Raw genomic sequence first — 23751 nt, 5'->3', positions numbered from 1 at the left:
GTCAGAGGAACCTGCTATGGAACACGATACGCACCTTTAATTAAATCCGCTGCCTTTTCGCCAATCATGATGGTCGGTGCATTCGTATTTCCTGTCGTGATGATGGGCATGATCGAAGCATCGACCACTCGCAATCCTTCTATGCCATGCACTCGTAGTTCAGGGTCTACGACTGCCATTGGATCAGTTCCCATCTTGCAAGTGCCAACCGAATGCCAGAACGTGCTGCCAGTATCTCGAATATAAGCAACTAATGCTTCATCACTCATCACATCAGTACCCGGCGCAATTTCTGCACCGCGATACTCATCAAAGGTGCTGTGCTGGAACAACTGGCGCATCAACTTAATGCCAGCCACTAACTTTTGAACATCTACTTCACTTTGCAGATGGTTCATCCGAATCATCGGTGCATCTTTCGGATCGGACGATCGCAAACTGACACTACCAACGTTTTGGGGATGGGTTAAGATCGCGATACCTGTAAAACCAAACTCCGGTCGAGCATAGTCAGGCGGTAAAAACAGATTGGGACCGAAGAAAAACTGTAAATCGGGTGTAATCTCGGCATTCTTCTCGCTATACAAAAATAGTTGAGCTTCCCCGATACTACTGCTGCTTGCAGGGTGTAAATCTTCAATTGCCTGGTATGATACACTACCAAAAATGTGGTCTTGCAGGTTTTGACCGACACCTGGCAAATCAGTCACGACAGAAATGCCTAATACATGTAAGGATTTTGCATCCCCAATGCCAGAGAGCATTAGCAGTTTGGGCGAATCGAACACGCCCGCACTTAAAACTACTTCAACGTTGACCCTGACTTGGTGCAACCTTCCTTCGTGTAGATATTCCACTCCAACGGCGCGGGTACCCTCAAACAACAATCTAGTTACCAACGCCCCAGTTGTGACAGTCAAGTTGAAACGCTGGAGGATAGGCACAAGAAAGGCAGCAGCAGTACTGTGCCGTTTCCCGTCCTTGATGGTAACTTGACACGGCCCTACCCCTTCCTGCTGCTTTGCGTTGAAATCGGGGTTGTAGTCATAGCCCAATGCCATCGCTGCGTCGATAAATCGTTGAGTAATCGCAGCAGGTGCAATGAGATCGGTGACGCTCAACTCTCCGTCTACGCCGTGAAATTCGGAAACACCGTGTTGTTGATGCTCAGATTTCTTGAAGTAGGGCAAGACATCCTGGTAACTCCAACCGGAATTCCCCAATTCCTGCCAGTGGTCATAATCGTGAGGATTGCCTCGAACATAGGACATGGCACCAATTGAACTGCTGCCCCCTAAGACTTTGCCATGAGAACAAGGCATTTTGCGGTGATTCAGGTACGGTTCTGGTTCAGAGACATAACCCCAGTCCACCTCTGTGCCAAGTAGTTTAAAGGAATCGGCTGGGACTTGAATCTCTGGTTTTGTATCCGGGTTGCCTGCTTCGAGCAATAGCACGTTTACGTTGGGATCTTCGCTTAAACGATTTGCAACCACACAGCCTGCGGAACCTGCACCAATCACAATGTAATCGTATTGAATCATAACATTTTCCTTGTCAATCCAGTAAATCGCTTAGAAACCACCGATTTAGAACTGCGATCGCAAAAAGATATCTGCAAGGGCAGATCGGAGATTAGCTTGCTGTATATCCACCATCAACTTGGCGGTCTTCTCTCCTTCTGCGTCACGCCTGCCTGCGATCGCCTTTGGTTCCAGCAGCACCAAAGGCGATAACTTCGTTAAGCTTCGCTAACGCAGTGGCTCGACCAATTCCCGCTGTTCCTCCAGTGACTAAAGCAACCTTATTTTCAAGTATCATGATATTTACCTCTTGTTATGAAACTAGTATTACGCCAAGGGAACTTTGCATAGTAATAAGCTGGGCGGGATTATTGTTAGTTACTTCTTTACTCCCCCTGCTTGCCCTGCCTGCCTCCACCTGTCATTTTTGGGTTGACAGGCCACTAGTGCTTATCAGTCTAGTAGTTTCACACTTCTGTAGGACATGCTCGAATGGCTTGTTCGACTGGAGTAATGAAAATTTTGCCTTCACCAAGTTCAAGAGTCCGAATTGCGTCTGTAATCTTTACTACTAGCAAGTCTACTTGACTGTTTTCTACAACAATTTCTACCTTGAGTTGAGACATCAAATTCGTGGTGAACTCTACACCGCGATAGCGTTGAACTTGCCTCATTTGGCGATTGTAGGTACGTACTGTTGAAACTGTCATATTTATAATTTCGGCATTGGCAAGAGCAGTTTCAACTAAAGCCAAATTGTCAGCAGGAACGATCGCTTCAATCTTTTTCATTTTCTTCTCCTGAAAAGACATTACTACTTCTAACCAAATAGTGAACCTGTTTCGATGTCATTTTTTTAAACGCTTAAACTGTTGCACCATAAGGCTTTGACTAGAACATTTCTTATTTGTCAACTCTATATAATCGGTTTCGTCAGCTTGTATCGGATAAGCTTGTTTTAGCAACTCAGCTACCTCTTGCGCCATCACAATCAGTGCATGATTAACTGAGGAATCACTAGGAGAATCAGCTTGAGTTGTAACCTCAAAATGCTCAGAAAAATTCTTATTTCGTAATGGTAAGTGTGTCATAGAACTATCCCTGATGAACATTGACTTGCGATTGACTAGATAAATGCGTAGTGATAAGTAAGGGGTATGTTGCATCAAAACTACTTTCGTCTACCAAGGCATCTTGCTATCCTTCCAGTGCTACTATGACAGGCTCTGAACTGGCTCCATGTACAGCCGCGCCCATGCGATCGTGTTTTCTTTGAGTCCCACAACAACAACACCTCGCATATCGAGTTCTGTCCCGGAAGATACTCACATAAAGAAAAGCTAAGAGAATAGATGACGGTTGCGACAGGTAGACTGAAACAGAAGCACAGGCAGTCCCAATCATTTTTGCGATCGCGATATACATGGATTGTCCTGCGACACTACCACGAGATAAAAGCATGTAAATGAATAGCATTGACATGATTAGGTTGATTTGGAAAGCAATGTAAGTTGCGCTATTATTTCTACCGAACTCATAAACGATGAATAGCATGTTGAAAAAGCTGACGGCAAGCACTGAGAAGAAGGCAGCATAAAAAGCGGTTTTAGAAGAATGTTGGCGAAAGTTGAGTTTGCCAAACTTGAGATACTGAATGAGAATGATCGAGTCCAAGAAAAACCAGACATAGTTACGGATGTAAAGCTGCGGCTTACTACTGGGAAAGATAAACGAAAAGATAAACTCCCAGGAAATGTTCAAGCAAACTGCAACTAACGGCATTCCAACGCTTTTATCTCGAATCGAGCGCCGAATGATCGACAAGTACGCAACTGTCCAAAAGATCCCACAAAGAATTGCTAAAGCGGTTGGGGTAGTCATAAGTTTTATGCCTGAATCCTCAGTATGGTAATCAGCGGATCACTTAAGCGCTGCTGTTGCCTCAATCTCAACCAATATTTCTTTTGAGGCGAGTGAGGCAACACCGATGCCAGTAAGAGCTGGGCGCGACTCTCCCAGATATTGCACGAGAATCGGTGCGATATCCCCCATGAATTCTCCAAGTTCACCCCGAACATAGATGCGAAGGTTGAGCAGATTCTCTATGGAGCTTCCCGCTGCATCTAGAACGGTGGTTAGGTTAGTTAGTACCTTCTTTAGTTGCCCTTCGACGGTATGGCATGAAACTTGGTGGTTCATGTCCCAATCAACTTGACCAGAAATGTAAACGGTAGCCGATGCGGTATCAATAACTGCTTTAGACATCCCGTGTGGTCTTCCATCATAGAGTTCTGGCGGATTGATTAGTTGCTTTCTCATCGTACCTAATCCTTGTGCGTGTGAAAGTATAGCAATTGCTCGTGTTCTGGAGTTTAATGAGTTTCAGCACTCAACTTCTTTCAGATTCTTACAACGCTTTATCAGATTCTTAAGGTGTTCACTCATTTGCTTGCTGGAGTATTCAGAAGCGATCGCAGCTTAAGATGAATAACTGCTGGATCGCTCCATCAACATTGAGCGAGTTCTCAATTCTATTTAGTGTTTCACGGCTTCAAGTATGCTGAACATTGAGGGAGTTGGGATCACTCGCGTCAGTTCAAAGCCACTCGATCACAACAACGATCAATATTCTGCCTTTGATAGTTCCCGTCCACCTGCCATTAGCAGCATGATCACGTCAATAAACTTGGCTGGATCAGGTTCGTTATCCGGTGGAATAATGCTTCCAATCAGGAGTAACTTGCCACAATCTAGCATCGCTTGGTGACAGTTCTTGAGAATGAGTGAGGACTTTTCGTCATCCCAATCATTGATGATCCAGCGCATTAGCAAGGTAGATTGATCGGGCAATCCAAAATCCACCGATCAAATTGAGCATCGTTTCTTGGGGAGCAATTTCTAGTTTTTCCATCTCAACACGATCCTCTTTACTTAAATAACCGTTGATCCTTTAAACTGCCTCCACTGAGAACCTTCAGCGTAGCCTTTCCGATAGTAAAGAAAAATACTGAGCAACCTGTGTTGCAGGGGTGAAAGGTACTTGAGGGAGCCATTTCTCCAGCCGATGCAGTAGAGCTTGTATAGAAATCCCATTCGCTGAATATGCATTGCACAACTTCAATTGCTAGATTTTTAAGCGCATATTGTCATTTCGCTGCCTCAATTGGCTTCAGCACAAAATTAAACTCCGCTGTGTGAGGGGGCTGGTGCTGCGCCTTTGCATCGGCTGACTCATGCTTTTGCAGTTTGAGAATGTTAGTTCGCACAGTAAAAGTTGTGTCTGAATCAAGCTGAGGCGCACCATCAATAAAAACTTGAGTCGTCAGTGGCAGGTAGCCAGTTGCACTCAGCTTGAAATGGATGTGAGCCGCCCGCCAAGTGTGTCGTCCTAAAAGGCGCAACATCTCACCGCTGGGGCCGTCAGCTGGCACGTTGTATCCGTTGGGTACAACCGTTTCAAAGCGATAGTTGCCATCACGATCGGTGTGGAACTGCCCACGAAAGTTTCCGACGGGTTGGGAGGGGTCAAGAATGTCGTATAGTCCCTGCGAGTTGGGCTGCCAAACTTCGATCAGCGCATTGGCGATCGCTTGCCCGTTCACATCGAGTACGCGACCTGAAAGGAATAATGGTTCGCCTTCTGGATCGATGCCTAAGCGATCGCCCATTTGTCGTTCAGGCGCATTAGGAACATAGAGCGGCCCTTCTAGATTACTCTCGGTTGCCTTATCGTTAAGTCCTTTTAACGCAGGATTTAAAGCTTGAGCAACGAAGACGCGCTTGTTCTGCTCATTTTGTAGGATAGGATTAACACCTGGTATACCTGAAGCAATCGCCTTGAAATTCCCTGTCTTTGGTACACTTATTTGCAAGCGCTGGCGCGATCAATTAGTGCGTTTGAGGGCAAGTTCGGATCGAGTGCCTTACGCGCACTGTCAACGCCCACAACGGGTAACGTACTAGGATCGAGCAAGCCGAGTTGAACCAATACACTCGCCTGATCCCAGTAGATGTGTTCGTGGGCTAGCTTGTCGCCACGGAACTGAACAATCGCTACCACTGCCACTTCAACTCGTTTAAGAGTCGGAGCAATGCCAGGTAGCATCCAGTCCATTTGGGTGGTATGAGTGAACTTAACCATCATTTCATCGACAAGCTGATCGGTTCCAATCGTGCGCGAGATTGGGGTCAGCTCCATGTCCTCTGGCATCTGTGGAATGAAGTATTTGGAATAAAACTCGCGCAGTGCTGGTTTCCCTACTCCTCCAGTCATTACCGGAATGTCGTTAACGTAAGCATCCTCAACCATCGTGGCAAGGGTATCTTCAGTGTTGTGAGTGTCAAACTCGTGCCGCAGATGCTCTTCCCAGAGTTCTTGCAAAAACTCCTGGGCTGGTGTCAGGTTGGGGGTTGCCTTTCCATTTGCTTGTTCGTCTACAGATTGCTGTTTGTCCATGTTGGTGTATGTTCCTGATTTATGTAGTGAGGGCTAGAGCAGATAGACCCTTTTAGTTAGTGTTCTTTCTTTGTGGTTAAGACTCCTGAAACATTCAACATGTAAACCCTTCAGGTAAAGAGCAACAAATCTAGAACACCACTAAGAAAATCAACGACTGCATTTTCAGCTAGTAGGTTTACCCAAGGAAAGGATATCCTTTTGGGTCTGTACTAGATTAAGTGACAAAAGTATGAAGCAGTTGTATATTGCTCTATATGCGGTGCTGTCTGTATTGGATTTTCCTGGTTCTATCTATATAAAGTGTATTGAGTTCCAATGCTTGACTTCTTTCAGATTCTTACGACACTTTATTAGATTCTTATGAACTTAGCGAACCTGCCTTGGAGTCATTCCAGTGATTCGCTTAAACTGTTGCGTCAGATGGCTTTGACTAGAAAAACCGACTTGTAAGGCAATGTCTGCGGTAAGCGAAGCTATCCCGAAGGGTTATCGCTAAATCTGTTTTCTTCAGCATCAATTTTGCTTGTTCCACGCGCTGTTGAATCACATACTGATGCGGTGAAATTCCTATCGCTTGCTTGAATAAACTCGCGAAGTAAGTGGGGCTGATATTGACGACGCTTGCCAGTTCAGCTAGCGATAAATCTCGATTCAGATAAGCGTGAATATAATCAATTGCCCGTTGCAATTGTGTACGAGTTAAGTTTCTGCCTTCAAACGTAATGGGTTGCGTTAAGGTGGAATAGTGTCGCAGTAGATGAATGACCAAGATTTGGATCAATGATTCAACATAAAGCCGCCCCATTACACCGCCTGACTGCAACTCAGCTAAAAGCAGCATGGCGATATTGTGCAATTGCAGGTCATGCTGAGAAAAACAGTTGATCAGGTCGATCCGATCGCTATTGAGATTCGATGTTTCAGCAACTTGCGCGATCAACTCTGGTTTTAAGCAAATGTGCAGTGGATCGCAAATAACACCCTCGTGCCGATGCCAGTAGCTCCGTTGTCCAGCTGGAACAAGGATAGTGTCCCCCTTTTTAATGACTGACTCATGCAGGCGATCGTCACGTTTCTGGATTAAAGGAGTAGGGTGTCCCAGATGTAAGTTGAGCCAATGATCGGCTAGGGCAGGAAGTTCCATTTCAAAGGATGACGAAGAACCGTTGCACTGCTCAACCAAAACCCCGTTCCAGCCCATTTGCCGACTGGATAAGGCCGGAGCTTTATTCAATCGTTGGCTGAGGTCGAGCAAGCTAATCAGGTTGCTTGTCATAAACCTTGTTCTTAGAACTCAACGGATTAATTTGTCTCAACTTTTTTCTAGATTATCATGTTAGAGTGACTCAACAGCGAATTACAGGGTTTTTCACACCCTGCAAATGCGACAGGTTGCAATCCTTCAGGCTCTGTGAGTTAGGGTTCACGCCATCGGTAATCCACTGGCACCCAGGCATAGCCTCGCTCTGCTGCGCGGAGATGCCCAACACCTGGAAAGGGCAAATGTGCGCCTGCTACTAAGAGCCTTGATGCTTCCGCTCTGGCAAACTGTTTTTTGCGTTGTGCAGCAGCAGCATCTTTATCGACATCATAAGCAACTGTGATTTCTGGTTTTGGGAATTGCACTGAGGCAAAGTGAACAATATCGCCCCAAAACTCGATGCTCTCGCCCCCGCTTTTCACCACATAGCAGCTATGACCAGGCGTGTGTCCGGGCGTGGGATACGTGGTGATTCCTGGTAAAATAGCCGTCTTGCCAGAAAACGATTTCAGCTTGCCTGCATCTAAATAAGGTTTGACGGTTTTCGCGGCTTCGTCAAAATATTTTTCAGCAACGTGCGATCGCTTTGCATTAGTGCGATCGAGCCAGAAATCAACATCAGGTTTGCCAACATAGATCGTGGCGGTGGGAAATATCAGTTTACCCCCTTCGACCAGACCACCGCTGTGATCGGTATGAATATGGGTCAGGAGGATTGCATCAATCTCGCTAGGGGCATAGCCTGCTGCCTTCAGCGATGTCTGAAGCTTGCCGCCCAACTTTAGCCCAAAGAAGTTCCCTGCTCCCGTATCTACTAGCACTTGCTTATCTCCAGTGTCGATCAAGAAAGCATTAATGGATGCTTCGACAGGATTGGTCAGAAAGCTGTTCTGGAGAAGGCGATCGGTTTGTGCAGGGTTTGTATTAGACAGAAGTGTATGGAGATCCTGGGGTAATGTACCGTCGCTCAGTGCTGTAATTGTGAAATCCCCTAACTTGAATGGATAGACACCTGGCACTTGAGCGTTTGCACTTTTGGCTGGTGCTATCGTTGGAAAGATACAAGAGGTCGCAATCATCAGCACTGCGGTTGCAACAGCTATCATCAGTCTAGAAAGCATATTAGAACCCTTTCAGTGGTAATTAAAGCTGAATCGAGGCTAATTAAATGCCTCTAATTTCATCTACTCAAAGTGTATAAAGTTTGAATACTTGATTTATTTCAGATTCTTACAACGATTTGTTAGATTCTTGTGGAGTTAGTGAATCTGCTTTGGTGTCATTCTATTGAGGCGCTTAAACTTCAAGCAGGGAATAGGCAACAGGCAATAGTCATGAAATCCTGCCCAATTCTTGGGTTAGAAGCCCCTAACTTTATTTATGCAAAAGAAAAAGATTTATTTCGCTCTGGCGAAGCACGAGAAATAATGTGTCCTTATTTAAATTCTTTGATTTTAATTATGGGGATTTCCCTATTGCCTTTTAAGTTTAAACGCATTGATGCTGTTGAAGCAAGATCCCATTCCAGTCCATTCACTGGCATCCAAGCATAGTCTTTATTCAAGACAATTACTGTCGAGAAAACTGACTAATTCTAAATTTTTTAATAAGCGCGGCATCTTGAACTGTGTTTCTGAACCCCCCTGAGAAATAATTTTGCTTTTTAACTTTATAAAAGTGTCTGTTTTGACTAACTTGATTTCTGGAATAGCAATACTATCGGCTTGTCTTGAATTTAAATACAGTACATTTAAATCATAAAGAACCTCCTCGAATTTGTTTTGAAAACCGATTAAATCAGGGAGAGTTTCAAATGTTGGGGAAACCTCTAGATAAATAGAGTATCTTAAGGGATAAAATGAGAGATTGATATTTGTCGTATAATCCACCAATTTGCGATCTCCTCCCCAAATTTTGATGGACTGAGTAATAGCTTCTAAAATTTCAGTTTCCGAAACTTTTTCTCCGCTAATATTTAGCAAAGAACCTTGTCGATGAGAAAATTCTAAGATAGGACTGCGGTTATAATAACCAACACATTTGACAATATCGCCCATTCTGTATCTGTAAAGCCCAGCTACTGTTGTGACAACTACTTCATAACTTTCATTTATCTCTAAAGAGGTTAAACGAATTGTCTGAGGTTGAGCAAGTTCAATTTCTGCTGAAGGAATAAACTCAAAAAATGCTGAGTTAGGGTTAACTACATAAGCAGTCGCATCTCTATGTGGTTCTAGATTACATCCAATCCAGGCTTCAGAAGCGCCATATCCGCCAGAGTAAATTGGAATACTACCTGCGTAGAACTTTAACTTTTCTTTGTAAAGCTCCATCGAGCCAGTTGTAACACATTGAATATAAGATAAATGTGTCCAGATTCTGTTGATAATTCCCTCGAATCCTTTTTCAAATTCAGCTTTTAACTTCTGACTTTTTTCTGGACTAGGCTTCAACCCACTTTCTAATTCCTCTCTTATTACTGAATCAATCTCTAACTCGGAATTAATTTTACCAGCAGAAATATCATCTACTATTTGTGTCCATTCTCGTTCTAATATTTGCAATGATTCTAGTACATTTGAAGCAAAATTAGCTGTAATGTAAGTTAAGTTTGGCTCTAATAATGCAAAAAGTAGATGACAATAATAAGCTGTTTTATAATTAGGAATAAAAAAGACAGTAGCTGGACTAGAAAAATTCAGATCTACTACTTTTTGAAATAACTTAGATTGCCTAATTCCACCACTAGTTCCCGTTCCTCTGGGAATACCGGAAGGAGTTGTTTTTAGTGGTTGTGTGCTAGCCAAAGCTAAACCACGATTATTTTCTATCGATATTGACTTTGTTTGACAATAATAATTTGTGATGATTGCATTTACAGACTGAAATGATTTTTGGAAAGTTAAAGATAAACGTTGCGTTCTTGGGATAAGTTTTGCTTTTCCTGTTGTGCCTGATGTTTCTTGAAAAAACAAGATTGGCTCTGCTAGGAGTCGAGAATAGTTTCCAGTATTCGCAATATCTTCAATTAAATTATAGTAATCTTCGTAACTAGTCAGAGGATGTAGCTCCTGAAACTTTTCAACAGAATTTATTTTAACAAAGTTATACTTATTGCCGTATTCCGTATCTTTTTGTAGTTGTAAGATATCTTTCAGGAGCTTTGTTTGTACTTTTTCAGCATTAATAGTATCTTTCTGTAAACTTTTTAAGCTCATCTTTGCTGACATTTGTGATAAATAGAGAAAAGAGATATTTTGGATTTTTTGGATTTTTTGACGAGCCTGTTGTAAAATATTGGAGTTTAATATTGAGTGTTTCATAAATTACTTAAATATTAATTTGATTAAGAGCTAGTAAAAGTGTATCAGGTTTGAATGCTTGGCTTCTTTCAGATTCTTATAGTGTTAGCGAACTTGTTTTGGTGTCATTCCAGTGAGGCGCTTAAACTGCTGGGTCAGATGGCTTTGACTAGAGAAGCCGACTTGTAAAGCAATGTCTGCGATCGCTAAATCCGTTTTCGACAACATCGACTTTGCTCGTTCCACTCGCTGCTGAATCACATACTGGTGGGGTGGGATCTTTGTAGCCTGTTTGAACAAACTGGCAAAGTAGGTCGGGCTAATGTTAATAACCTCTGCAATTTCAGCCAGTGACAAATCTCGATCGAGGTGAGTATTGATGTAATCGAGTACTTGCTGCAATTGAATGTGAGTTAAGCTTCTGTGCTTGAATGTGACGGTTAGCATAATTCAAAAATTGGCAATTTTATTTCACTGCATGGGTTCTGACTTGACCGAAGCAATTTTAGATTTTGGATTTTGGATTAAATGATTTTCTGTAATCTAAAATATTTGGTTTCAAGCTCTGGGTTTAAGGAGATAAAGCGAAAAGTCTGTGCGTCCGGGTTTCCCGGCGCAGAACTTTTCAAGAAAAACAAAAAATCGTTGCTTCAAGCCTCTTTCTTAAAGGGAGAGGTCAATCCAAAATCGCAAATCCAAAATCCAAAATTGGTTGACTACCCAAGTACTTAATGACTTGCAGCAGCAATGGCTGCCATCAGTTGTGTCATTTTCCAGCGCCCGGTATACCGAATGTTATTGATAAACAGGGCTGGAGCAGTCGTTACTCCACTGTGTAATCCGCTCTCAATGTCTTCATTGATACGAGCGACATGAACTTGTTTAGACAAATCTTTGAGAAACCGAGGAATATCAAGTCTTAAATCATTGGCATACTCTACAAGATAACCATTCTCTAACCCCTGTTGATGAGCAAATAAAGTATCATGCATCGGCCAAAACTGCCCCTGAGCGGCAGCCGCCTGGGCCGCTTGGGCTGCTCGTTGAGCATGAGGGTGGATCTGTGTCTGCGGAAAATGGCGGAAGACGAAGCACAAATCGTTTTCCCCAGAAGAAGCACTGAGCTGTTGTCTGACGACTTTAATCAGTCTGTAAACGTCCGCGCTCTCTTGAGATTGATAGTCCCCATACATGACCAGCACCACGGCAGCACTCAACACGCCTTGAATGCGATCCTGTATTGAAGCTGGAACGAGTAATGAACTGCGATCCTGGTTTTGGCTCACTCGAACACCTCCGAGGAAAAAATGCTGATTGTAAGCGATGCCTGCAATAGAATACGCTCTACAGCCTCTTCCCACGATCCTGTACAAAGCAAACTTAAATCCTGCAACTCAGTTGCCGTTTGTGTTTGCCTAAATTCAATATATGCAACTATTTTTAATCTGTCGTCCACTCCCAGTTGAAACTTTTGCCCAACCCAGCAGTCGATTAATCCGTCCATCTCTCAGGGGTCGGAGCGCTCTAACTCTAGTTGGACTGCAAATTCCAACCAGAGTACAACCTGCTCACAGCCTGCTTAGGGACTTCCAACTTAAAAAATATCCCGTCGCTGGGGTAGGCAGGGGAGCAGGGAGCAGGGAGCAGGGAGCAGGGGGAAGACAACAAATATTATCTGAGTAAATTGGATAATTTATTCTCTGGAAGTCCCTTATAAACTGACGATGCCGCGTTTAACGGCAACAATCACGGCCTGGGTGCGATCGCTCACTCCCAATTTACTCAAAATGCGATTCACATGAGATTTGACCGTACTTTCACCAATTGTTAAAGCAGTCGCAATGTCTGGGTTGCTCATTCCCTGTGCCATCAAACCCAGTACCTCTAGTTCTCGTTCGCTCAGTTCTGGGTTGCTCAGTCGCTGCACTAGTTTTGCGCCCACGTCTGGCGGAATGTATTGCTGACCGTGGTGAACCGTGCGAATCGCGTTCAGAAGCTCACTCGGTTTCGCATCCTTGAGCAAATAACCCTGAGCGCCTGAATGCAAGCCACGATAGATGTCTTCGTCACCATCATAGGTGGTGAGAACGATAATTCGGGCAGGTTTAAATTCAGCACAAATCGCGCTAATGGCTTCAACTCCCGCTAGTTGCGGCATTCGCAAATCCATCAAGGTTACATCTGGTTGGTGTTCGCGAAAGTGTGCGATCGCCTGTTGCCCATTTTCTGCCTGAGCAACCACCGTCATTTCTGGATCGCGATTAATAATCGTTGCCAACCCTTGCCTGACAATAGAATGATCGTCAACGATCAGAACACGAATTGTAGCGGATTGGCTAATCATAATGCTCACTTTCGATCGACAATAACAACGATTTCTGTTCCCTGCTTTGGTTGGCTTTTGATCAGCAGTTGCGCTCCCATGTGTTCCGCCCGTTCGCTCATTCCTAATAAACCAAACCCACTGCTCAATGGGACACTACCCACTCCAAAGCCCTGTCCATCATCTTTAATTCGTAAGATGCACTGTCCATTGTCGTATACTAACTCGACGCGAATTTCACCAGCTTGAGCATATTTAATTGCATTAGTCAAGGCTTCCTGTCCAATCCGCAGTAAGTTATTTTCAACCTCGGCGGGTAGTGGATAGGCTAGCCCCTGAACTTCATAAATCAGAGCAGTATCGGTCGCCGCTCTCATCTGGTTTACCAGACGCTGAAGCGCACTCGATAAATCGCCTGACTCTAACAACTGGGGACGGAGTGCTCTGACCGATCGCCGCGCCTCACTTAGTCCGGTGCGTGCTAATTCCTCAATCGTATCTAAATGCGCTTGGGTGGCTTCTGGCTCATCTGTTAGCACTTGAGTTGCTGCACCTACCTGGATGAGAATGCCTGTAAACGCCTGGGCTAACGTATCGTGAATTTCCCGTGCCATGCGGTTGCGTTCTTCTAGAATTGAAGTGGCTTCTGCTTGCTTAAGAGCCGTAATATCTCGCGCCAGCCAAATCACCTGGTCGTGCCGAATCGGTGCAATGCGAGCCGAAAACCAGATTTCTCGTCCAGCCGCCCACTGACTGTATTCAACTGTGAGGACTTGTTGGGTTCTCAGCACTTGCTGAATGTAATTGAGAAATTCGTCGGCTTGTTCTTTAGCAAAGAGTTGATGCAGCGTTTCGCCACTACGCTCCTCTCTATACAACTCTCTATAGGACGGACTCCCTCCGACTGTTTCGATCACTTGCCCTTCAGCAGTGATGACACACAGCGGATCGGGAAGTGCCGTAATTAAAGTGCGTAGTTTTGTCTCTGAGTCTTGTAGGGCAGCTTCCACCGATTTGCGATCGCTAATATCTGCAATCACTCCTTCCAGGCATCCATCGGCTGCATTCAGACGAGAGGAGTAAAGTACCCAAAACAGCGTACCATCTCGTTTTTGCAACTGCACTTCCAAGTTTTGCAGTTCATCATTCCACTTCAGCAATTCAACGGCTTTGTGGCGATCGCTGGAATTTACATAACAATCTGTAGTCTGTTTCTTCCCAATCATCTCATGGGGTGAATCATAGCCAAATAGATCCGCAAAGCGTTGATTGGCATCGAGAATTAATCCATCCGAGAGGCGTGTGCGGAAGATGCCGACTTGGGAGTTTTCAAAGATATTGCGGAACTTGGCTTCACTACGCTGTAATGCCTCTTCTGCTTGTTTGCGCTGGGTGATATCGTTGCCAACGGATAAAATTTCAACTAAATCTCCCTGTTCATTCAGAATTGCTCGATTTGACCAAGCAACCCAAACTCGTCTACCATCTCGGCACAGGTTTTCCTTCTCGGTTTGCAGGTAAGATACAGGATTGTGAAATAATTCATGGATGAATTGTTCGAGATTGCGTCCAGAAGTTTCACTTTCTGGACGGATCGTTTCTAACAGGGTACGCCCTAAAATCTGATGTTCCTCATAGCCAAAAAATCTCAGCCCGTAATCATTCAAGAATCGAATTCGTCCTTGGGTATCAAAGCGAATAATGATAGAGTTTGCTGTTTGTACTAAGTTGCGATAATTTGCTTCACTTTTGCGTAACGCTGCGGTTTGTTGGGCGACCTGTTGCTCTAAAGTCCGGTTATAGTCAGCGAGTAATTTCTCGGCTTGTTTGCGCTTAGTAATGTCTTGAAAGGCGACGATCGCATAAATAACATTACCTTGTTCGTCATAGACGGGTGTTCCCCATGCTTCAATTGGAGTTGTGGTGTTGTAGGAGCGAATTTCCATATCATCGTACCAACTGCGTTCACCCCTCAACGCCCGAACTACTGGCAGTCTCTCTGTGGGATAGGGTTGCTCCGTTCTTGCGATATAGAGCTGGTAAGCTTCTACAATTTGCTCTGGCGATAGGGAACGATCAATTTCTTTGCCGACGATCTGATTGCCACATTGATTGGCATAGTAAGGGTGACCTGCCGCATCCACGATCGCAATTCCCACTGGAATCGCTTCGAGAAATTGAGTTATTTTGCTTTCGTTAACCCGCAGCTTGGCGTAGAGTCTGGCATTTTCGATCGCGATCGCTGCCTGGGTTGAGAGGAGTTGGAGCATTTGCGATCGTTCCGGCGTGAATGCTCCCGCCGATAGTTTGTTTTCTAAATATAGTACGCCGACTAGCTTAGCTTGATTGAGCAGTGGCAAACAGAGAATTGATTGAGTCTGGTTGCGTTGAATATACGGTTCGCTGGTAAAAGCACCTTCACGAGTCGCATCGTTTAAAGTGACAGATTCCTGAGTCCGCATCACATATTGAACGATCGATTCAGGCAATTGATTGGCTACGGGAATGGATTGCAGCACTTGCGTATTGCAAACATTTTCACCCTCATTAAGTTCACAAGCAGCTTCAATCAACCATTCTCCTGAGTTTTCCAGAACTAAATATCCGGTTTGAGCGCCAGCATTCTCAATTAAAATCTGCATCAGCGATCGCAACAACTGCTCCAGTTCAATTTCACGAGAAATTGCTTGCGAGGCTCTCATCACCGCCGCTAAATCGAAAGCGATCTCAGAAGTATTAGAGATAGTCTCAGAAGCGGTGAGGATTGACGTGGGAGCTACCCTGGATGATTGAGAGAAAAACTGCGGATAGCGAGTTTCTAAATCTCTGACCTTTGCCGCTGCGCCCCAGCGATCATAGCAATAGTGCGCCTCTTTCATGTAAGTTTGGGCAATTTTTTCCCGACCTCGCGCTAAATAATGTTTAGCCGCTAATTCATAGGCTAATGCTTCTTCCTGGATAAACTCATTTTCAGCAGCACCTGCGATCGCTCGTTCATAAAACTCTTCAGCCTCAAAAAATTGCCCTAAGACTCGCGCTTTCTCTGCCTCAACTAAATGGTATTTGTGCAAATAATTCATCGGGGCGTGTTCTGCCCATTTTTGCATCTTTTCTTGGTTAGTGCTAACGCAACTTAACCAAGCTGCTTTTTGGGAGCTTGAAGCCTCAACCAATAAGCTCAAAAGCACCAGAGAATGGTAAAAACGGAATAGGGGTACCATTACTGCCGTTGGTGCTTCTACATATTGCTTGACTGAAACAGCACTTTGTGCAGCTTGGTGATACTCCCCAAATAGGTAGCACAACACAATTTTGTATAAATAAAAGTAGTTAACTCCAGTTCTGTCTTTAATGGCAATCATATGTGGTAGTGCTTCTTCTTCATTGTATGCACTACCAATTAGGCGACTGGGATTAAGAGACCTACCTAATAGATTAAGAATTGTCTGCCACAACATTGCAGCCCAACTAGAGGGAATTTCTCGTCTGATTTGACCAATTGCTTTGCTGTAGACTGCCGTTTTTTGTTCTACCTGAGCGAGTTCCTCACCAACGAAAAATGAGTGATAACATGCACTACATGCACCATAGCCAGCGAATTCAAAGTCCCCAGTTTCTACTCCGTTTTGATAAGCCTCAACTAGCATTGGTATTGTTTTCTTGAGATGTATCTTCCAATGCATGACCAGGAGACCCGACAGCATTAATGCTTTAGCATTTCCTTTTTTGGTATTCAATCGTTCTGCCAAACCCAGAGCCAATTTGCCAAACTCATAACCAAGTTCAATGTCTTGAACAACTCCACATAGAACAAACCCGTAGGTAGCATAATACAGTGGTGACCAGATAGCATTACCGTAGTTGATTGATAAATTTACCGTTTTGCAAGTAATCAGTATCATCAGTGCTGGTGACACGATAAATGCAGCAGCCCCCATATCCGCTAGGATTGACATTGCTGCTAGCGGTTCTGGTGCAGTCATCTCTGGTAGATTAATTAAGTCTTCGATTTCTCGTCCAGCTAAAAGCGCAGCCGTTGACTTCAATTCTCTTTGAATATCTACCTGACTTGGATCTTCTATTAAATCTACTTCCAGGAGCTTTAACACTTCCAATCCAATTTTCAGTGCTTCTTCCAGGTTGCTCTGTGACAAATATCTCTGAATTCTGCTATTGTAAACCTGCACTTTGTCAAGTACTGTCTTCGCGTGGGTCAGTACCACTTCAACGAATTGTTCCATCTCGTTGAAGCGACCGTGAAGATATGCTGCTCCTGCTGCTTGGGAGTACAGCGCTAAGGTGAGATCGTACTCACTCTGCCAACTCTCTGGATTGAGGAGTTTAAGCCCTGTATTGAAATACTGAAGCGCTGCTTCATAAGCCGTTGCTGTCTTCGCTTTCTGACCTGTGATTAAATTCAACCTGGCAATTTCAGTTCGTTCGGGTTGAGCGGTGATAAGCTCAATTCCCTGATTGAGATGATCGATAATTTCAAATAGTCTGTCTGATAATTGCTCTGGTGAAGCTTTTTCGAGTAAATTACGACCGATTTGCAGATGCACAATAGGTTTCTGCGACTCATCAATTAAGGCATAAGCAGCTTGCTGGACGCGATCGTGCGAAAATTTATACTCTTGAACTAACAAGTTTTCGTCCAATTCAGACAGAGATTGAATTAATCCAGCTTGGATTGCTGCTAATAAATCCTGAAAAATTGCTTTAGGGGATTTTTCACAAACGATCGCCAACGTCTCTAAATCAAATTCAGCCCCGACACAAGCAGCTAGACAGAGAATTTGTTGTGTTGCTTGTGGCAATTTCTGCAACTGACGCAACAGCAACTCTACTACATTATCAGTGATATCTTGAGCTTCAATCTCAGCCAGATTCCATTGCCAGCTCAACTGTTGTGCATTAAAAGTCAACAGATTTTCGTCATACAGCATTTTCAAAAATTCACCGACAAAAAAAGGGTTGCCCTCGGTTTTACATGATACAACTTGGGCTAGGGAACGAACGGTATCAGGATTGTGATGTAATGTCTCAGCGATCAGTTGGCTTAACGGTTCCAGTGTTAAGGGAGTTAGGATGATTTCCTGAAGCATCGCCCCTTGGTTTCGCAATGTCTCCAGCGTCAAAACCAATGGATGCGTTGGAGTCACTTCATTATCTCGGTAGGCTCCGATTAAAAATAGATATTGGCTTTGCTCGTCGAGTAATATGAGTTCAATTAACTTCAGCGTCGCGGCATCAATCCACTGTAGATCGTCTAAGAAGATGACCAAGGGATGATCCTTTGAACAAAACACCCGCACAAACCTTTGAAAAGTTAAATTGAAGCGATTTTGGGCTTGGGTTGCTCCAACTTCTGGTACAGGCGGTTGCTTGCCAATGATCAACTCAACTTCGGGGATGACATCAATGATGATTTGTCCGTTGCTTCCCAAAGCGATGAGTAGGTGCGATCGCCACTGTTGCAACTGTTCGTCAGGTTCACCCAATAATTGCTGTATTAATTTTTGCAGGGCATGGGCGATCGCGCTATAAGGAACATTGCGCCCAAATTGGTCAAATTTACCTGATATAAAATAGCCGTGCTTTGCCGTGATGGGTTTGTAAAGTTCCTGCACCAATGCTGTTTTGCCAACGCCAGCATAACCAGCAACGAGCATGAGTTCGACATTGAGTTGAGCATTTTCTATGCCTGACTTTAGTTGACAAATTTCGCCGAATGTCTCTTTTCGGGCCACTTTGTCAAACGCCGCCAATAACGCTTCAATCTCCGCTTCTCGTCCATACAGTTTTTGAGTAATGCAAAACTGTTCAGAAACATCTTGCAGCCCCAACGACATGGCGTTAATTTGACCCATTTCTGCCAGTTGCCCGGCGCAGCGTTCTAGATCCGCTTTGATGCCCCAGGCACTTTGATAGCGATCCTCCGCATTTTTCGCCATCAGTTTCAAAATCAGGTCTGAAACGGGTTGGGGAATCGTCGCATTCAATTCGTGCGGAGGAATCGGCGTTTTGGCAATATGGCAATGAACTAGCTCCAGGATGTCTTGGGTGGGGAACGGTAGCTGTCCTGTCAACAGTTCGTAAAAGGTTACGCCCAGTGAATAAAAATCAGTGCGATAATCGAGCATCCGGTTCATCCGCCCGGTTTGCTCTGGCGACAGATAGGCGGGGGTTCCTTCTAGAAGATGGAGACTTTTGAATGTGGGATTGGTGCGGCTAAAGCGAGTGGCAATCCCAAAATCAATGATTTTAACAACGCCAGTGTTCGGATTAAAGACAATGTTACCAGGGTTGATATCTTTATGGATGACATTCGCAGCATGGATTCTGCCCAGTGTATTGATAATAGCGATCGCCACATCAAGAAAAATCGACAAGGGCATGAGACCCAAATCTGATTGCTGCCGCATCCAATATTCCAAAGACTCCCCACCAAAGTCTTCCAAGAGAATAACAAGCGTGCGCTGATAGTCTTGCTGGCTGTATGCCTTAATTACGCCTTCGATGTTGAAGGAACGGGTAATTTCATATTCCTGCCGATAACGAGTTAATTCACAAGAAGAAGGATAATCATGCTTCAGAACTTTAGCGATAACTGCACAATTCTCCTGCTCTCTTATGCCCCGATACACAAGAGTTGCCGAACTTTCATAGATTTTGCTGTGGATCGTAACTCCAGGTAAGGCAATCATTGGATTCTCTTCCTATGAGTGTCGTCAGCCATGTCACAAAGTATATCGTTTATCAAACTCCAAAAAATAATCTATTAAGAGCAAATTTATGGAAGAGGAGGTCTGAAGCACTTGCAGAGTAATGGTTTCAGATATTCTGGTCACAGAAGTAGTATATTGAGTTTTAAAGTTTGACTTCTATTAGATTCTTAAGGTGAAGCAGAACTTTGACACTGCTCAACCAAAACGCCATTTCAGTTCATCTGCCGACTGGAGAACATCAGACAGCAATAAGGGGTAGAACTGGCGAAGCTGTTACCAAGCGCAAACGAAACGGTCTAGTTTATTTATTAAGGAAAACGAGACTTTGACTACTAAAACTAAAAACAATAAATAAGACAATAATTAAAGAGACTGGCTATTCAGTTTTGAATCCTTAGATTCCTTATAAGGAAAGCCACAGTAAGGACAGAAGCGAAACTTTAAAGATGTAATTGGCTCATTACACTGAGCGCAACTATTACGTAAAGCCGTTCCGCATAAAAAACAAAACAGCGATCGCGGTGATAACCAAATTTCTTCAGGGGTATGCCAGGAGTCCAACAGTGGGGGCAGAATTTAAGGACATCTGAAGTGACGATTGTTACACCACGGGCAACAGCACGCTTGCAAGAATAATCCCAGCATAGCTTCAAGATTATCCTTTTGGTATTGTGTAGGCATCAATTCTTTTCTTGTTCGTAGGCGTTCGCTGTCCAGTTAAGATCATTATGGAAAGACGACAAAACACGGGGTGGAACGTAGTAGATGCAGCCGACTCCCAAGTGCCACGTCCGGTTCAGTTATGGCAACATGAAGTCCACATCCTTGGCATCTATGACCTTGAAGTCAATACCTCATTGTTAAGTCCAGCTGCATGTACCAAGGTGATACGCCAGTACCTCGCAAATAGTCCTGCACCATCAGCATTCCAAAGACTTGCCGCACTGCCTCCCACCTAAATAATTGCCTACATTAAGCCGTATTGAGCCGTGAAAATGTTTTAAATAGTGTGATCACCTGGGTCTTGTAGGATGCGTTGCTTCATTAACATGATATCGGCTTTATTTAATCATTCTCATCTAGAATTGTGCCTTTAATATTGGCTTGTTCTAAATTTGCACCACTCAAATTAGCTGCATTCAAATCCGCTTGACTAAGATTCGCTTGAGTTAAGTCGGCTACGCTTAAGTCTGCACCACTGAGGTCGGCTTTACTGAGATTTGCAGCTTGTAAGTTAGCCTCTTGTAATTCTGCATCACTCATGTTTGTTTCAATTAACTTGGCGATAGTCAAATCGGCTTGGCTCAAATCAGCTCCATCTAAAATCGCTCCGTCTAAAATCGCTCCGTCTAAAATTGCTCCAGATAAGTTGCTATCACGGAGATTGGCGTTGCTTAAATCTGCTCCGTTAAGATCTGCTTCAATTAAACTGGTGTGCGCTAAATTAGCTCCCTTAAGATTAGCTCCATCTAAAATCGCTTTATCTAAAATTGCTCCACTGAGGTCAACTCCCCTTAAATCTGCTTCGCTGAGGGTGACAGCAGTAAAGTCTCTTACGCCTGCGGCATAGCTTTTGCAAAGTTCATCTGCTTTCATATTGTCGCTGTGTTAAAGAACACTTTAGTTAAAGTTATTCATATCTAGTAAACAGTAAACCAGTTGAATTATTCGCCGCACGCGCAACGGAAATATTTAAACCAAATATAACTACTATCAATTTCTAGCACTACTTCCTGTAGTGGTGAATTAATTTCATACTTTGGAGGGATATTGAGAAATTGCAAAACTTAATTAGCTTAACCTGCCGATGATCTTGACTCATTAGTTACATAATAAAAGTTTTGGTTTGTAGTGAGGACTTCAGTCCTTTTTGTAAGACGCTACCTCAACAAAAATAGGACTTCAGTCCTGACTACGAAACATAATATTAGCTACTAATACGTTTTAAATCTTGTAAAACTGCGGCGGATGATTGATAGCGATCGCTAAAATGATAACGCACCATTTTATCTAAAATTACTGCCAACTCTTTACTAACTGATGTTGTTTCTCGCCAAATGATATTACCTGTTTCTGAATCTGGATGCAACTCTTGAGGAAGTATCCCAGTAATGGCTTGAATGCCCATGATTCCCAAAGCGTAAATATCACTAGATAAGCGAGGATGACCAGCCATTTGTTCTGGTGGTGCATAACCCCGTGTGCCGATAGCAACTGTTGCTAATTCTGTTTTTTCGCTTGTGGGTGGTTGCATTAATTTGACTGCACCGAAGTCAATTAATACTAGTCGATGATCTTGGGTAGATCTAATAATATTCGTTGGTTTAATATCCCGATGAATTACTCGATGTTCATGCACAAACACGAGAATCTCTAATACACCTTTGAGCATTTCAACAACAAAAGACTCACTTTTTAGACCCTGCACAGGTGGTAATTCTTCACCCAATGTATGTCCGGAAATATATTCTTGGACTAAATAAAATTCTTGATTATCTTCAAAATAAGCCAGAAGTGCCGGGATTTGCTCATGTTTACCCAAAGCTTCTAAAATTTCCGCTTCTGTATTAAATAATCTTCTAGCAACTTCTAAAAATCTTGTATCTCGACGTGCTGGCATTAATTGTTTAACTACACAACTAGGATTACCTGGACGCTGAGTATCTTGTGCTAAATAAGTACGACCAAATCCGCCAGCAGCCAGAACTTGTGATATGTGGTAACGTCCACCTAAAAGTAAATCACCAGTTCTTTTTTCTGCTGTTGTCAATGCAGAATTATCATGAACATGCAGGTCACTAATTGTAGTACTGTCTACGGTAGTTGTAGTGTCTTTTAAAAGAACATTTAATTGTTCTATTGCTGCTTTTTGTTGTTCAACTTGCAGAATAATCACCTGAGTTTGCTGCTGCGTTTGATATGTGGTGTAAGCCATGACACTAATACTACTAATCACTACAGCAATAGCTGAAGGAATCAGTGGTATCCAGCCAGCTAGGAAAAATAAACCAACACATATTGCTACTAAGCTAGCCAGAGTTATACCGCCAACTATTAGCAATAACAAAGGATGTCGCAGCCGCCATCCTAAAATACTACCCACTACTGACCAACTCCATACCCATACTAGTTCAGCCCAGTCCGGCCAGTACCAAATCTGGGGTCGTTCATCCAGAACTGTACTAAGAAGCTGACTAGCTATCTGTGCATGAATCAAGACAGCTGGCGTTCTGGTTGGTTGCTGTGGTGAAGCGTTATAGGGTGTATATAATCCAGGATGGACACTAGCAGCAGTTACGCCAATAATCACTAGCCGATCTTTTATCCAGTTGGGGTTGATTTGATTGTTGAGGACTTGTGTGAGAGTAACTTGCTGGGCTAGGCGATCGCTTTGGCGATAATTTAATAGTATTTGATAACCAGCAGCATCTAAACCTTCGTAACTGCCGGAATCTGCTTTGAGAGTTTTAAAGGGAATTTTACCTATATGGAAACTGTTTGTATCAAGAAAATCTATTTCTAAACCTTGTTTTTCTAGATAACTTACTGCTGCTAAAGCTGCAAATGAAAATGAAGTTGTACATTTGCTATCTGTAGAGTGAGCAAATAATAAACCACGGCGAACAATTTGGTCTTCATTGTTATCAGGAATCAAATCGCTATAGCCTATATTGGCTTGATTAAAATTAGGCGGTGGGGGAATTTCTGATCTGCCAATACTGCTTAATAAGCAGGTGCTAATGATGTTATTTTGATTATTTAGACCCGCAGCCAAATTTTTTTGTTCTGGTCTGTAAAGACTTAGAGCAATAACACGCGGTTGATAAAACTCTAATTTTAATAACAGTTGATTAATTGTGGCATCTGATAAAGGCCATTTTTTACCTGCTACATCCTCTTCAGTAATAGTTACTAGTAAAATCCGAGGATCAGGTGGCTCTACAGGTCGCGATCGCAACATCTGATCATAAGCTTTTAACTCCCAAGATTGCAACCATTTCAGTTCCCGAACTCCCCACACCAAGGTAGTAACACCCAAGCTTGTAACCAGAACAATTTGCCACCAATTTTTATTGGCAGAAGCATCACTATAACCCTGATTTCTCAGCAATACAGCTTTGAGTTTTTCTAATATTCCACTAATCACAGCTTTGC

The 23751-nt window shown here is 43.5% G+C and carries 23 protein-coding genes; 2 read left to right on the top strand and 21 right to left on the bottom strand.

What is annotated here, in order from left to right; translation table 11 throughout:
* Positions 1–14: 14 nt before the first annotated feature.
* From QI031_RS29600 to QI031_RS29540, 13 genes are all read right to left on the bottom strand, one after another.
* Positions 15–1544, bottom strand: a complete 1530-nt coding sequence (locus QI031_RS29600; RefSeq protein ID WP_281483111.1) for a GMC family oxidoreductase — start codon at positions 1542–1544, stop codon at positions 15–17.
* 45 nt (positions 1545–1589) lie between these two features.
* Positions 1590–1727: a hypothetical protein gene (locus tag QI031_RS29595; RefSeq protein WP_281483110.1), complete on the bottom strand. Its 138-nt coding sequence runs from the start codon at positions 1725–1727 to the stop codon at positions 1590–1592.
* Positions 1687–1821 carry a hypothetical protein gene (locus tag QI031_RS29590; RefSeq protein ID WP_281483109.1) on the bottom strand — a complete coding sequence of 45 codons (135 nt, stop codon included), beginning with the start codon at positions 1819–1821 and terminating at the stop codon, positions 1687–1689. Before QI031_RS29590 ends, QI031_RS29595 begins: the two co-directional genes overlap by 41 nt.
* A 169-nt stretch (positions 1822–1990) precedes the next feature.
* On the bottom strand, positions 1991–2314 hold the full coding sequence (locus QI031_RS29585) for a P-II family nitrogen regulator (RefSeq protein ID WP_281483108.1): 324 nt from the start codon (positions 2312–2314) through the stop codon (positions 1991–1993).
* Positions 2315–2371: 57 nt separating this feature from the next.
* Positions 2372–2614 carry a hypothetical protein gene (locus tag QI031_RS29580; RefSeq protein WP_281483107.1) on the bottom strand — a complete coding sequence of 81 codons (243 nt, stop codon included), beginning with the start codon at positions 2612–2614 and terminating at the stop codon, positions 2372–2374.
* A gap of 106 nt (positions 2615–2720) precedes the next feature.
* Positions 2721–3404 (bottom strand): transmembrane-type terpene cyclase, encoded by a 684-nt coding sequence (locus QI031_RS29575; protein WP_281483106.1) that lies wholly within the window; start codon positions 3402–3404, stop codon positions 2721–2723.
* Between the two features lie 39 nt (positions 3405–3443).
* Positions 3444–3788, bottom strand: a complete 345-nt coding sequence (locus QI031_RS29570; RefSeq protein ID WP_281483105.1) for a RidA family protein — start codon at positions 3786–3788, stop codon at positions 3444–3446.
* 357 nt (positions 3789–4145) lie between these two features.
* Positions 4146–4373, bottom strand: a complete 228-nt coding sequence (locus QI031_RS29565; protein ID WP_281483104.1) for a methyltransferase — start codon at positions 4371–4373, stop codon at positions 4146–4148.
* Between the two features lie 296 nt (positions 4374–4669).
* Entirely contained in the window at positions 4670–5395 is a 726-nt protein-coding gene (locus QI031_RS29560) for a dioxygenase family protein (protein WP_281483103.1), read from the bottom strand.
* Positions 5386–5979, bottom strand: coding sequence for a nuclear transport factor 2 family protein (locus QI031_RS29555; protein WP_281483102.1), 594 nt, complete (start codon positions 5977–5979; stop codon positions 5386–5388). Before QI031_RS29555 ends, QI031_RS29560 begins: the two co-directional genes overlap by 10 nt.
* A 369-nt stretch (positions 5980–6348) precedes the next feature.
* Complete coding sequence (locus tag QI031_RS29550; RefSeq protein ID WP_281486155.1) at positions 6349–6402, bottom strand: hypothetical protein; 54 nt, start codon at positions 6400–6402, stop codon at positions 6349–6351.
* Positions 6403–6412: 10 nt separating this feature from the next.
* Positions 6413–7258, bottom strand: coding sequence for an AraC family transcriptional regulator (locus QI031_RS29545; RefSeq protein WP_281483101.1), 846 nt, complete (start codon positions 7256–7258; stop codon positions 6413–6415).
* A 140-nt stretch (positions 7259–7398) separates the two neighbouring features.
* Entirely contained in the window at positions 7399–8364 is a 966-nt protein-coding gene (locus QI031_RS29540; RefSeq protein ID WP_281483100.1) for an MBL fold metallo-hydrolase, read from the bottom strand.
* Positions 8365–8577: 213 nt separating this feature from the next.
* Here QI031_RS29540 and QI031_RS29535 point away from each other — a divergent pair, with 213 nt between their 5' ends.
* A complete protein-coding gene (locus QI031_RS29535) occupies positions 8578–8796 on the top strand; it encodes a hypothetical protein (protein ID WP_281483099.1) in 219 nt (72 codons plus the stop codon).
* 3 nt (positions 8797–8799) lie between these two features.
* Here QI031_RS29535 and QI031_RS29530 read toward each other — a convergent pair whose 3' ends face one another.
* The 6 genes from QI031_RS29530 to QI031_RS29505 form a co-directional block, all read right to left on the bottom strand.
* Complete coding sequence (locus QI031_RS29530) at positions 8800–10566, bottom strand: GH3 auxin-responsive promoter family protein (RefSeq protein WP_281483098.1); 1767 nt, start codon at positions 10564–10566, stop codon at positions 8800–8802.
* Between the two features lie 84 nt (positions 10567–10650).
* Positions 10651–10992: a helix-turn-helix domain-containing protein gene (locus tag QI031_RS29525; RefSeq protein WP_281483097.1), complete on the bottom strand. Its 342-nt coding sequence runs from the start codon at positions 10990–10992 to the stop codon at positions 10651–10653.
* A 281-nt stretch (positions 10993–11273) separates the two neighbouring features.
* Entirely contained in the window at positions 11274–11831 is a 558-nt protein-coding gene (locus tag QI031_RS29520; RefSeq protein WP_281483096.1) for a DsbA family protein, read from the bottom strand.
* 425 nt (positions 11832–12256) lie between these two features.
* A complete protein-coding gene (locus tag QI031_RS29515) occupies positions 12257–12886 on the bottom strand; it encodes a response regulator (protein WP_281486154.1) in 630 nt (209 codons plus the stop codon).
* A gap of 8 nt (positions 12887–12894) precedes the next feature.
* Positions 12895–19575: a PAS domain S-box protein gene (locus QI031_RS29510; RefSeq protein ID WP_281483095.1), complete on the bottom strand. Its 6681-nt coding sequence runs from the start codon at positions 19573–19575 to the stop codon at positions 12895–12897.
* Between the two features lie 384 nt (positions 19576–19959).
* Entirely contained in the window at positions 19960–20157 is a 198-nt protein-coding gene (locus tag QI031_RS29505; RefSeq protein ID WP_281483094.1) for a zinc ribbon domain-containing protein, read from the bottom strand.
* 167 nt (positions 20158–20324) lie between these two features.
* On the opposite strand from QI031_RS29505, the gene QI031_RS29500 reads away from it, so the two are divergent.
* Entirely contained in the window at positions 20325–20555 is a 231-nt protein-coding gene (locus QI031_RS29500; RefSeq protein WP_281483093.1) for a P-loop NTPase family protein, read from the top strand.
* Between the two features lie 106 nt (positions 20556–20661).
* Here the strand turns inward: QI031_RS29500 and QI031_RS29495 are convergent, their stop codons facing one another.
* Positions 20662–21192, bottom strand: coding sequence for a pentapeptide repeat-containing protein (locus QI031_RS29495; RefSeq protein WP_281483092.1), 531 nt, complete (start codon positions 21190–21192; stop codon positions 20662–20664).
* Between the two features lie 331 nt (positions 21193–21523).
* Positions 21524–23743, bottom strand: a complete 2220-nt coding sequence (locus QI031_RS29490) for a CHASE2 domain-containing protein (RefSeq protein WP_281483091.1) — start codon at positions 23741–23743, stop codon at positions 21524–21526.
* Between the last annotated feature and the right edge of the window lie 8 nt (positions 23744–23751).

This window comes from Halotia branconii CENA392, assembly GCF_029953635.1.
GTDB classification, from domain to species: domain Bacteria; phylum Cyanobacteriota; class Cyanobacteriia; order Cyanobacteriales; family Nostocaceae; genus Halotia; species Halotia branconii.
Note: the sequence above shows the minus strand (reverse complement) of the source record. Positions and strands in the feature narration are given on the sequence as shown.